The organism is Paraglaciecola sp., from assembly GCF_039964565.1.
In the GTDB taxonomy this organism is placed as follows: Bacteria; Pseudomonadota; Gammaproteobacteria; order Enterobacterales; family Alteromonadaceae; genus Paraglaciecola.
Window position 1 is genome coordinate 426,463 of the sequence record NZ_JBDVXF010000044.1, and the last position, 12,575, is coordinate 439,037.

10 protein-coding genes are annotated in these 12,575 nt (G+C 40.3%); 3 read left to right on the plus strand and 7 right to left on the minus strand.

All coding sequences use genetic code 11. The features are described from left to right. Positions 1–51: 51 nt before the first annotated feature. Positions 52–1,449 carry a replicative DNA helicase gene (gene dnaB, locus ABJK37_RS21525; protein WP_348358116.1) on the minus strand — a complete coding sequence of 466 codons (1,398 nt, stop codon included), beginning with the start codon at positions 1,447–1,449 and terminating at the stop codon, positions 52–54. A gap of 96 nt (positions 1,450–1,545) precedes the next feature. Continuing rightward, positions 1,546–3,366, minus strand: a complete 1,821-nt coding sequence (gene recQ, locus ABJK37_RS21530; protein WP_348358118.1) for a DNA helicase RecQ — start codon at positions 3,364–3,366, stop codon at positions 1,546–1,548. Between the two features lie 377 nt (positions 3,367–3,743). Between recQ and ABJK37_RS21535 the strand changes: the two genes are divergently transcribed. Both ABJK37_RS21535 and rarD read left to right on the plus strand, forming a co-directional pair. Next, positions 3,744–4,667, plus strand: coding sequence for a diguanylate cyclase (locus tag ABJK37_RS21535; RefSeq protein ID WP_348358120.1), 924 nt, complete (start codon positions 3,744–3,746; stop codon positions 4,665–4,667). Positions 4,668–4,957: 290 nt separating this feature from the next. Further along, the gene (gene rarD, locus ABJK37_RS21540; RefSeq protein ID WP_348358122.1) at positions 4,958–5,857 is read left to right on the plus strand and encodes an EamA family transporter RarD; all 900 of its coding nucleotides are present in this window, start codon (positions 4,958–4,960) and stop codon (positions 5,855–5,857) included. A gap of 17 nt (positions 5,858–5,874) precedes the next feature. On the opposite strand, the gene ABJK37_RS21545 is transcribed toward rarD, so the two are convergent. Together ABJK37_RS21545 and uvrD are read right to left on the minus strand one after the other, a co-directional pair. Further along, the gene (locus ABJK37_RS21545) at positions 5,875–7,104 is read right to left on the minus strand and encodes a diguanylate cyclase (protein WP_348358124.1); all 1,230 of its coding nucleotides are present in this window, start codon (positions 7,102–7,104) and stop codon (positions 5,875–5,877) included. A gap of 62 nt (positions 7,105–7,166) precedes the next feature. Next, a complete protein-coding gene (uvrD, locus tag ABJK37_RS21550) occupies positions 7,167–9,335 on the minus strand; it encodes a DNA helicase II (RefSeq protein ID WP_348358127.1) in 2,169 nt (722 codons plus the stop codon). Between the two features lie 118 nt (positions 9,336–9,453). On the opposite strand from uvrD, the gene cysE reads away from it, so the two are divergent. Continuing rightward, complete coding sequence (cysE, locus tag ABJK37_RS21555; RefSeq protein WP_348358129.1) at positions 9,454–10,233, plus strand: serine O-acetyltransferase; 780 nt, start codon at positions 9,454–9,456, stop codon at positions 10,231–10,233. A gap of 15 nt (positions 10,234–10,248) precedes the next feature. On the opposite strand, the gene ABJK37_RS21560 is transcribed toward cysE, so the two are convergent. Genes ABJK37_RS21560 through ABJK37_RS21570 form a run of 3 tightly spaced genes read right to left on the minus strand, consistent with a single transcriptional unit; the run spans position 10,249 to position 12,563 of the window. After that, complete coding sequence (locus tag ABJK37_RS21560; protein WP_348358131.1) at positions 10,249–10,965, minus strand: HAD-IA family hydrolase; 717 nt, start codon at positions 10,963–10,965, stop codon at positions 10,249–10,251. A gap of 32 nt (positions 10,966–10,997) precedes the next feature. Then, positions 10,998–11,891 carry a tyrosine recombinase XerC gene (gene xerC, locus ABJK37_RS21565; protein ID WP_348358133.1) on the minus strand — a complete coding sequence of 298 codons (894 nt, stop codon included), beginning with the start codon at positions 11,889–11,891 and terminating at the stop codon, positions 10,998–11,000. A 6-nt stretch (positions 11,892–11,897) separates the two neighbouring features. Beyond that, the gene (locus ABJK37_RS21570) at positions 11,898–12,563 is read right to left on the minus strand and encodes a DUF484 family protein (RefSeq protein WP_348358135.1); all 666 of its coding nucleotides are present in this window, start codon (positions 12,561–12,563) and stop codon (positions 11,898–11,900) included. Between the last annotated feature and the right edge of the window lie 12 nt (positions 12,564–12,575).

A 12,575-nucleotide genomic window follows, 5' to 3' on the forward strand; every position in this document is an offset into this window, starting at 1 on the left:
TAGCTCAGTCAACTCGAGACACTTTTCAAATTATGAATATTGATTTGTGTATCAATATTCATCCTCTACAGCTGGACCCGCATAGTTATCAAAACGAGAAAACTGTCCTTGGAAGGTTAACCTAGACGTACCAATAGGGCCATTACGCTGTTTACCTATAATTATTTCAGCCACACCTTGATCAGTACTTTGTTCGTTATAAACTTCATCTCGATAAATAAACATAATTAAATCGGCATCTTGCTCAATAGAGCCTGATTCACGTAAATCAGAGTTGATTGGTCTTTTATCACTACGTTGCTCAAGACTACGGTTTAACTGTGATAACGCCACCACTGGGACTTCCAACTCTTTGGCGAGTGATTTAAGTGAGCGTGAAATTTCAGCGATTTCTAGGGTTCGGTTATCGCTTAAACCAGGAACTTGCATTAATTGTAAATAATCTATCATGATTAGGCTAATTCCGCCTTTATCTCGAGCTAATTTTCGTGCTCGAGTACGCACGTCCATAGGAGTCAAACCAGAAGAATCGTCAATAAACAGATTATCTTTGTCTTTCAACATTGCCATAGTATTAGACATTCTCGCCCAATCTTCATCATCAAGCTGTGCGGTACGGATTTTAGTTTGATCTACGCGGCTTAGGGATGCCAGCATCCTCATCATAATTTGTTCAGAGGGCATTTCTAAACTGAATACTAATACCGGCTTTTCCTCTAATAACATGGCATTTTCGCACAAATTCATGGCAAAAGTAGTTTTACCCATTGAAGGTCTAGCGGCGACAATTATTAGATCTGACGGTTGTAAACCACTCGTTTTCTTATCTAAATCTGTATAACCGGTCGAGACCCCAGTCACTTCTTTATTACTTTTAACTAATACTTCAAGGCGATCGATAGTTTTAGTTAATACCGATTCGACATCTTTTGGACCTTCGTCTTTTCCGGTGCGCTTCTCGGCAATTTCAAATACCCTACTCTCGGCCATATCGAGAATTTCGCCACTATTGCGTCCCTCAGGGTTGTACCCAGTATCCGCAATTTCGTGTGCCACACCAATCAACTCACGCACTACGGCGCGTTCTTTGATTATTTGCGCGTAAGCTGCCACATTAGCTGAACTGGGAGTGTTCTTTGCTAGTTCTCCTAAGTAAGCGAAACCACCCGCTGCTTCTAGCTCATCTAGGCCTTCAAGATCTTCAGAAACAGTAATTAAATCAATTGGGTGACTTTGGGAAAGGAGGCGAATAATCGCACGGAAAATGATTTGATGTGAGCGATTGTAAAAATCTTCTTCTACCACAAGTTCAGCGACTTTATCCCAAGATTCAGGGGAAATAAGCATACTACCCAATACCGATTGCTCGGCTTCAATTGAGTGTGGCGGAACCTTCAGCTTTTCAACTTTTTCGTCCGCTTTTTTTTGTGGTATGGCTTTTACAGGCATGGATATTATCAGCTCAAATACGGCCGATAAGTATGCGCTAAATTGGTCTGAAAAGTAAACCTTTTGGAGAAAAACTCAAGCATATAGGTTGGCATTTTAGGCGCGAATTAAATGCTTAGAAATAGCGGCGATAAAACGCTCTCCATAACGTTCGAGTTTAGTTTGCCCGACACCATGGATATCTAGGAAGTCAAATTCAGTTTCTGGGCATTTATCGGCCATGTCAGCCAAGGTTGCATCGCTAAATACAACAAAAGGGGGAACATCATCTTGCTCTGCAATCCTTTTACGAAGATGTTTGAGTTTGGCGAATAACGCTCTGTCATAATCTAGTGCTGCTATGGGTGACTTTTTACCTAAATCTAGACTCAATCTTGGCACCGCAAGCTGAAGCTTTTGGGCTTGTTGTAAAATTGGTCTGGCTTCCTCTGTTAGTTTTAAGACTGCATTCTGGGTGATATCTACCCGCAGAAATCCTCGGTGGATCAGTTGATTGATAACGTTATGCCAATAGGCATCAGATTTTTCTTTGCCAATGGAAAAGGTGCTTAGTTTATCGTGGCCGTTTTCAAGAATACGTTTTAGCTGTTTTCCTCTGAGTACATCGATCAAATATTGACTGGCTACAGATTGTTTTAATCTAAAAACACAAGATAGTACCTTTTGCGCATCTACCGTACCATCAAATGCTTTTGGTGGATCGAGACAAATATCGCAGTTGCCACAATGGCCGGCTGAATACTCGGCGAAATAGTTGAGCAATACTTGGCGCCGACAAGTTTGCGCTTCACCAAAGGCCTCCATCGCTGCAAATTTCTGCAGTTCTACATTATTTCTTTGGACGTTTTCGCCTGTTGAGATCCACTGGCGAATTCGGGCTGCATCTTTTTCATCAAATAATAATAACGCTTCAGCAGGCATACCATCTCTGCCGGCCCTACCTATCTCTTGGTAATAGGATTCAATGCTTCGTGGCAGATCGAAGTGCAAAACAAATCGTACATTTGATTTGTCTATGCCCATTCCAAACGCGACGGTTGCCACTATGACGTCTATTTTATCTTGTATAAAATCACGTTGAATTTTGTCGCGAATTTCGCCTTCGAGACCGGCGTGATAACCCGCGCAATTTACGCCACTTTTGGCTAAGGCGATGCTGAGGTCATCCACTTTCTTACGACTATTACAATAAATAATACCGCTGCCATCTTGTTGCTTAACAAAAGCAATCGCTTGGTCAGTGGCCTTATATTTAGTCACTTGATTATAACGGATATTGGGTCGGTCAAAACTACCTTTGAAAATAAACGGCTGCTGTAAATTAAGCTGTTGAGTTATATCCGCACGGGTGGCCAAGTCAGCAGTCGCCGTTAATCCCATAATTGGAACATGGGGAAAGGTCGCCTTTAGTTGCCCAAGAAGCCTGTAGTCCTTTCTAAAGTCATGCCCCCAATGAGATACGCAGTGGGCTTCGTCAACAGCTATAAGGCTTAAAGAGAGTCCCTGTAGGCGATGGATAAATTCCAACTGCATAAGCCGTTCAGGCGCAACGTATATGAGCCGATATTTGCCATCTTGCATACCCCTGTATATGTTCAACATTTCTTGGGCAGATAAGTTGGAATTGATATAAGCGGCATTAATACCATAGGTTAACAGTGCATCGACTTGATCTTTCATCAAGGATATCAGAGGTGATATAACGATTGTCAAACCGGGCAGCAGCATCGCAGGAATTTGATAACACAACGACTTACCGCCGCCAGTAGGCATAAGTACTAACACATCTTTTTGCTGCAGGACTTGGGCAATGACTTGAGCTTGGCCGTCTCTAAAATGGTCATAACCAAAGGTGTGTTTTAATATTTTCTGCGCGTCGGTGATTGCTAGCGGAGATGGTTCTGGGTGATCTGACAACTGAAACTCAAAAAGATTAAAATAAAGCCTAAGTTTACTTGTTTTTATCTATAGGTTCACTTGCTTACGGGGATTAAATTGATCGCTACACTAAAAGTTTAACGATTGGGGACGTCTCCTCGCTTACAATGGATACAGTGTTCTAATTCAATATAGGGATAACCTTGGGCATAAAAAATAATTAATTAAACGCTACGTTCGACAAGTCGTGAAATTTAATCATATAGTCGCAAATTTAATACTATTATTACTCGCAATATTGACAATAAAGTGCTTTATTAGTGGTTAAGGTTTAAACATGATTGAGCTTCTTCTAGGGGCAATTAACTTAAATCATATTTAGTTAGTAGCTAGTAGCAGTATTTTGCAGGGATGTTATGACGGCTTTTCGGCATCAACTTACATTACTCATAATTGACGATGATGTTGTCAGCATATCCACACTCACCTCGCTTTTTGCTAAAACCTTCAACATCGAAATAGCACAAGACGGCAAATCTGCATTACAAAGCATAATGCTCAAAGATATCGATTTGGTTTTAAGCGTCGTTAATTCACCTATTATTTCGGGTCAAGAATTGTGTACTTTTGTAAAGAACAGTCAACTCACTGCACATATACCTGTTATGTTTTTGGCCGAAGCCCCCAATCTCGATGAAGAGGACGAGTGTTTACAGATGGGAGCTGTTGACTATATAGATAAAAAGATTCGGCCAAGTATTCTGATTTCTCGGGTGACTAATCAAATGACGATGGTAGCGCAACAGAAAAAGCTTGCCCAAGTCTCATGTACCGACGGGTTGACCGGTTTAGCTAATAGAATGCAATTGGATACTATGTTAAACAAGGAATGGTATGCCGCCGTAAGAGGCAGTCATTCTATTGCAGCATTAATGATAGATATTGATCACTTTAAGCTATTTAACGATGAGTTTGGTCATCTCGAAGGAGATGCATGTTTGAAGATAATTGCCTCGATAATTGCCTCAAGCAAACGAAGAGAACGAGATCTCGCAGCAAGATATGGTGGTGAAGAATTTGTACTTTTACTACCCTTTACCGATCTCAAAGGGGCGAAACAAGTAGCACAAAATTTAATCGAAAATGTCAAAAATCGAAATATTAAATCAGCAAAACAGGCTTCTTATCCAATAGTTACAGTGAGTATTGGCATTTCTGTTTTTAGCCCTACCCTTAAAAATAACGCCGCGTCCAATTCAATTGACCTTATTGATAAGGCCGATATCAATTTGTTTAAAGCAAAACAAGCGGGTCGTAATCAATATTCTGCTTCGACCTAACTTTCACTTGGAGTGAGTAAGCGCTGCTAACATGTGACACTAGGCAATTAATTCGGTTTTGATATGACTTGATAACAATTTAGTCGTACAAAAGATGGTTGTTGATAACCTAAGCATGTTTCATAACTCGTAAAACTAAACATTAAAAATATCATTAACAATCACTAACAAATATCGCTGGTTTGCTTCATATATTTACCCATCCCAAATAAGGGATTAGATTGCATTTGACAATCGCTTCACTCACACTGCAATCCCATTTCAAGCATTGACGATTTTAGGCTAAATAGTTGAACGATAAATCAGTAAAAGCAGGTGTTATTTTTGCGTTAGCCGCTTACTTTATGTGGGGTATCGCGCCCATGTATTTTAAGTTACTGACGAGTGTGCCAGCTTTAGAGATTGTTATGCACAGAATTGTTTGGTCAGTATTAGTACTGTGTGTATTGTTGTTGATACGAAAAAAGTTTAAGCAAATATTTACAGCAATCCGTGATCCAAAAGTGATGATTATTTTGGCAATTAGTGGGGCGTTGTTGGCACTAAACTGGTTAACCTTTATCTGGGCTGTAAACAACAATTATTTGCTCGAGGCCAGTCTAGGATATTTTATTAATCCTCTGTTTAACGTTTTTCTTGCGCGATTTTTTTTCCGAGAAACGCTGTCGCGATTGCAATTTTTAGCGGTGTTAGTGGCGCTTACTGGCGTTATGTACTTGATTTTCACTCACGGACAGATCCCTTGGGTTGCTTTGGCGTTAGCGATTACTTTTAGCGTATACGGACTATTACGAAAAAAAGTTAGTGTGGAATCGATGCCCGGTTTGTTTATCGAAAGCTGTATTATGTTGCCGTTCGCCTTGCTCTATTGGGTCGTCATGGAACCTTCAAGTGGCAATATGTTATCAAACACGACAGATCTAAATATTAAGCTAGTGCTTGCTGGCGTGGTCACAACCGCTCCATTATTATGTTTTACCGCCGCCGCTAAACGGATACGTTTTACCACCTTAGGGTTCTTTCAATATGTTGGCCCAAGTCTAATGTTTCTATTGGCCGTGGTGTATTACCAGGAACCATTAGACAGCGCTAGAGTTGTTACCTTTATCTTCGTATGGAGCGGACTGCTCATCTATGTTTATGATTCGTTGAGAATTTATAGAAAATCGAGATTGGGAAATTACAAATAGTCTTGGATAGTTTTCGACTAGTCCGATATTACCCTATTTCTACCCTCCGTTTTGGCACAATACAGGTGTTTGTCTGCGATGCGCAGCATAGTGTTGATGCCACCTTTACTTTTGTGGGTGACACCTATACTCACAGTGCATGACAATGTTTGTTTTTCAAATGTGAGAACTTTGTTTTCAATTGCATCACGAAAGTTTTCCATTATATCTATCACTTTTTCTGGAGCAACATTAGAAAAGAATACACAAAACTCTTCACCGCCAAATCTTGCCGCTGTGAAATCAGCAAAAAATTCTGCTACTAACTTTGCTAACTCCTTCAGAGTGTAATCACCACAGTCATGGCCAAAAGTGTCATTAACTGCTTTGAAGTGGTCGATATCTATAATTGCTAAACTTTGGTCATGAGGAGTTGTTTTCTGATTAGCTGCGACTCTATCAAAGAAATGCCGCCTGTTGGGTAGGCCTGTTAAATAGTCCAAATTCGCAACACGTCTAATTGTGGCAATATTTTCCAAACGTTCGACATTTTGCATAATTCTGCAGAAAAATTCCTCATGACAAAACGGGGTATGTAAGTAATCCGTAGCACCACTTTTGATAAACCTTGCAGACAAGCCTGATGTCGTATCTGAAGAGACCCCAATGATACCGAGGTCTTCTTTGGAATAGAGCTTACGAAGCTCAGAAATCATCTCAATTCCAGATATATTGTCGTCTATAATCGCCAACTTGATATTCGAGTTGCTGCGCAGGATCTCCATGCCTTGAGCGGCATCGGTCGCTTCAAAAGTAATAAAATTATGGCGTCTAAGTAAAGCCGTCATCGAATGCCGAGAGATACGTGATCCATCGACCACTAACACCGCTATTTTTTTATTTTTAGCTAGGCGGTTTAACAACCGTGTTAAGTATTCATAAACTTGAGCATTCTCTTTGGGGATGTAGTCCACCACATTTTTATTAAGAATAGTGGTTCTAGTCGATTCATCGAGTGAACCTGTGACGACTATTGTGGGTAAAAATGATTCGATCGCAAAGTCTATCGCTTCGCCATTTGGTGCGTCTGGCAAATCAAAGTCTACTACTGCACAAAGGTAGTCTTCTGGAGCTGAACTGGAAAAAACATGTTTGGCTTCCACTAAACTGGTAGTGCAAATCGGGCGCAACTTAGCCTTTGATATAAGTTTACGCATCAGGTTCATGCTACTTTTACTGTCTTCGACTATTAGTACTTTGCGTTGCATGATGTCAATTTTGCCGTAAAAATTTAATTTAGTAGATTAAAATATTTCAAGCTCTTGAAATATCAGACTTTTGTTAATTTTGCGAATGACATAACCAACCATTTGCTGCCAAACTCGTCAAAATTGACTTGTACTCTAGCGTGTTCGCCACTGCCCTCATAATTTAAAACAGTGCCTTCAGCAAATTTGGGGTGAGACACCCTTTCTCCCAACTGAAACCCAGTAGATTCGAATGCAGTATGCCCGGTTACTGGAGTGAACCTATTTTGAACTGGACGTGAAATACTGGTACGTAAACGGACCTCTTCAATACAATCACTTGGGATTTCTTTGATGAAGCGTGAAGGAGTATGGTATTTGTCCTGACCGTATACTCGTCTATTTTCAGCGTAAGTAATATATAACTTTTGCATGGCTCGCGTCATACCCACATAACAAAGGCGACGTTCTTCTTCGATTTTCCCTGGTTCTTCGTTACTCATTTGACTCGGGAACATGCCTTCTTCTACACCCGCCATAAAGACTAATGGAAATTCCAGCCCTTTTGCGGTGTGTATAGTCATCATTTGTACTGCGTCTTGATGGCTTTCAGCTTGGTTGTCACCTGCTTCAAGAGAGGCATGGGCCAAAAACGCGGACATAGGTGTCATGGTATCCGCTTCTTCGGGTACGACATATTGTTTACAAGCCGTGACTAATTCCTCTAAGTTTTCGATTCTGGCTTGGGCTTTTTCACCTTTTGCTGCCTTATACATCGCAAATAAGCCAGAGTGTTTGATTACGTGATCGGCTTGTTGCTCTAAAGGGAGATCCTTAATATCTTGGGCGAGTTGTGTTAATAGTTTTGTAAATGCAATGAGCGCATTTGCAGCGCGACCTGTAAGTCGTTTTTCTGCAAGTATTTGCGTGCTGGCATCCCACATGGATAATTCTCGGTCTCGAGCTAACTCGCGAATTTGCGATAGAGTTTTATCACCAAGACCTCGCGTGGGCGTATTCACAATGCGTTCAAAGGCAGCGTCATCTATGTTCTGATTAATCAAACGTAAGTAACCTAAAGCGTCACGAATCTCTTGACGTTCAAAAAATCGTAAACCTCCGTAAATTCGGTAGGCGATGGACTCTTGTAATAACGCTTCTTCTAAAACCCGTGATTGCGCGTTATTGCGGTATAAAATTGCACAATCTGCCAAGGCATTACCATTATCGCGCCATTCTTTTATTCGTGAAATATTGAACCTAGCCTCATCTAACTCATTAAATCCGGCATAAAGTGAAATGGGTTCGCCTTGGCTATCTTCTGTCCACAGTTTTTTACCCAATCTTCCTTGGTTGTTGTCAATCACGGCATTGGCTGCTTTTAATATATTGCCAGTGGAGCGGTAGTTTTGTTCCAACCTGATGGTTTTTGCGCCTTTAAAATCTCTTAAGAAATGTTGAATGTTTTCAACATTTGCGCCGCGCCAGCCGTAGATAGACTGGTCATCGTCACCGACAATAATCATATTATTACTAGGAGCTGCAAGTAGACGTAACCATGCATATTGGATGTTATTGGTGTCTTGAAATTCGTCTACTAAAATGGCTCTAAAACGTTTTTGATAATGTTGTAGTACTGTTGGATTATTTAGCCATAGTTCGTGTGCTCTGAGTAATAATTCAGCAAAATCAACTAAACCGGCACGATCGCATGTTTGTTGATATGTTTGATAAATTTCCCGCATTTTTTGTTGGGTAGCATCACCATATGTTTCGATATGTTGCGGACGTAGTCCCTCGTCTTTATTGCCATTGATATACCATTGCACATGTTTTGGAGCCCAGTGTTTCTCGTCAAGATTCAGACTCTTAAGAACTCGTCGAATTAAGCGATATTGGTCGTCCGAGTCTAATATAGTGAAGTTTTCAGGTAGCTTTGCTTCGTCATGATGAGTGCGTAGCAATCGGTGGGCAATACCATGAAACGTACCGATCCACATGCTATTCAGTGCGCTACCTTGCAATTGTTCTATACGGCCGCGCATTTCTTTGGCTGCTTTGTTGGTAAAAGTTACAGCTAAAATGCCGTATGGAGCAATACCCTCAACTTCCATCAACCATGCAATTCGATGCACTAAAACTCGGGTTTTACCGCTGCCTGCGCCCGCTAAAATTAGCATGTCAGATGCAGGGGCCGCTACTGCATCGCGTTGTTCGTCGTTTAACTGGTCAAGAAGTCGAGATACATCCATTGCACAAAGAATACGTTAGAAAAATATTTTCTAAGTATATCAGTAACACTGTATTTAAATACACTAAACTAAACCCTATATACAACTGATATCGCGTAAATTAGACAGCAGAGAAATTATGAGTATTGAATTCTGGCAACAATTAAAAGATGAAGCTGAACATTTGGTTGAAAAAGAACCGCTATTGTCTAGTTATGTGCATACTTGTATTTTGGCGCATCACAACTTTGAAACCGCCTTGAGTTTTATTTTGTCCAATAAATTGGCAGATGACGTGGTGAGTACTTTGTCTGTGAAAGAAATGTTTGAGCATTGCTACCTGCTACACCCCGAAGTAGTAGAAGCGGCTATTGCAGATATTCAAGCCGTATTTAGCCGCGATCCAGCAGTACATTCATTTCTTACTGTATTACTAAACTTTAAAGGGTTTCACGCTATTCAAGTGCATCGATTAGCGCATCAGCTTTGGTTAGAGGATCGTAAGGATTTAGCGCTATTTATTCAAAGCCGTAACTCTGAAGCTTTCTCGGTAGATATTCATCCTGCAGCAAAAATCGGGCAGGCTGTCATGTTTGATCATGCAACTGGAATAGTGGTCGGCGAAACGGCTGTTATTGAGAATAATGTTTCTATTATGCAATCAGTAACACTTGGTGGAACCGGTAATGAAGCAGGTGACCGTCATCCTAAAGTTCGAGAAGGAGTGATGATCGGAGCGGGTGCCAAAATTTTGGGTAATATTTCTATAGGAAAGGGCGCCAAAGTAGGCGCGGGAAGTGTTGTACTTAGTCACGTACCTCCACATGTTACCGTGGCTGGTATTCCTGCTAAAATTGTCGGGAAACCTACCTGCCGAAAACCCTGTGAAACTATGCGTCAAAATATACTGGAAGATTAAGTCTTAGTTTAACGATTAGATCAAATCTAACAGTTGGCTCAACCGGCTCAGTTGTATATGGGGTAAAAGCTGTAATTGTTCATTACGAATAAACATACCCCTATCTTCAGCATACCAAGCCGCTTGATAGCCCGCTTTAAGTGCCCCATAGACGTCTTTAGATAAATTATCTCCTACATGCAAAATGTTCTCATGAGGAATATTCAAAAAATTCTGCGCTGCATCAAACATAGCGATATGTGGTTTCATTGGGAACGCTAAACTGGCTTTAAAACTACCACTAAAATACTTACTAATACCAATCTGTTCTAGGTCGACATTACCATTGGTGATCGCCACCAAAGGTATTTTTTGGGCTAACGTTTTTAATAAAGAATGAATATTTCTATTTAAAGTAAAGTTACTTCGCTGAAAATAAAAATGCTTAAAGCTCTTTTCTGTAGCGGCATTCAGCTCATCACCAACTAGACCTATTGCCGAAAAACCGGACGTTAGAGTTAAGCGTCGCAATTCACTTATGTCATTTTTGATAGTTGGATTTGCTAAAATATGTGTTTGTTGTTGAGTTCGCCAAAACGTATTGTCTAAGGTTTTTGTCGCTGGATATTGTTCATGCATAAATTCAATCAAAGAACGTTGGGCTTTGACAATTACACTAGTGTTTTCATATAGGGTATCGTCTAGGTCGAATGTAATTGCTTGAATTGGTTTAAGTTTTTTATAAAATATCATTTAGGACTATATGTTCTTTTTTAATCAGTTAGTTACTTAGATTTTTTAGCTCTGGGATGTGCACTGTCATACACATGGGCCAAATGTTGAAAGTTTAGGTGTGTATATACTTGAGTCGTAGATAAGTTAGCATGCCCCAACAATTCTTGTACGCCTCTTAAGTCAGAGCTTGATTCCAATACGTGAGTAGCAAAACTATGGCGGAGTTTGTGTGGGTTAACTGACTGCCCTAAATTTTGTCGCTTAGCCCACAGTTTCATACGTTTAGCTATTTGACGTGTACCTAGCCTTTTTTGACGCATGCTTACAAACAATGCGGGTTCATCACTGCTAGCTAATTGTGGCCTAATTTTTAGCCATACCACTAAGGCTTCTGCGGCAATTTTTCCAATTGGAAGCAAACGTTCTTTGCTACCTTTACCGATGACCCTTAGCTGATTGTCTACTTGAATGCTTTTGAGATTAAGGTCGGCTAGTTCTGACAATCGTAGGCCGCAACCATACATTAGCTCCATCATGGCTTTATCTCGTATTGCTAGAAGCCCATCTTCTTGTATATCCAACAATTGAGTCATTTCGTCGACGTTCAATTGTTTAGGCAGAGGTTTGTCTTGTTTGGGGGCTTGGATTGATGACGCTGGATTTTGAGCGAGTTGCTGCTGTTGAATTAAATAACTGCAAAACCCGCGGATAGCTGACAGACGTAACGCAATTGATCGAGAACTTAAGTTATTCCTCCTGGCCTCATTCAGGATGTGTCGCACATCTGATACCTTGAACATTGACCAAGAATCAATCTCAAGTTTGTCGAATGCAGCAGTCAGTTGTCTTTGATAATTTTCAATTGAAGTACTCGCCAGATTTTTTTCGTACTTAAGATAGGCTAGATATTTTTCTAACCAAGAGTATAAGCTTGGCGATAACATTTGTGACTAGTAGGTTAGCAATTTGGGTAACAAAATACCTAAAAATTGCTGCAATTGAGTGATGAGTAAGGTGTCCATATCTGGATTAAAGTGCCCAGCATCTTTACTACCAATAGCCAATATTCCGAGTTCTCCTAAGTCACCGATAAGCAATAAGGCGACTGAATTAGCTTCTTGATCATTAAATAACAACTTACGCTCATGTTCACTTAAGCGACCGAAGAAAAATCGGTGTCGTTTAAATCGTTTTTCGATTAGCAAGCGTTGCTGGATCTCTGGTAAAGCATGCGCCCCTTTAAAAGGTTTGAGAGTTACTGATGCTAATTGTAGGTTTTCTTGAATAACTTCTTCTAGGATAAATTTCAGGTCATCCATATTAGTGCATTTTAGAATGCGCAAATTTAAATCTGCATAGATGCGATAAATGGCTTCGTTTTGTTTGGCTATGGTAATGAGTTGATTTAATTTATGACTTAACACTCTGACCTTTTTACGCAACTGCTCACTTTGCAGTTCTACCAGAGAAATACTGCCTTTGTGAGCATGGGGAATACTAAGTTTTTCTACAAGATGTGGAAATTGCGCAAAAAAATTAGGATTTTCAAGTAGAAAAGCAGCTACTTGTTCAGCGTCTATTAATTCTTCAGATTCATATGCAGTCGTTATATCCATTTTATTTTTGCG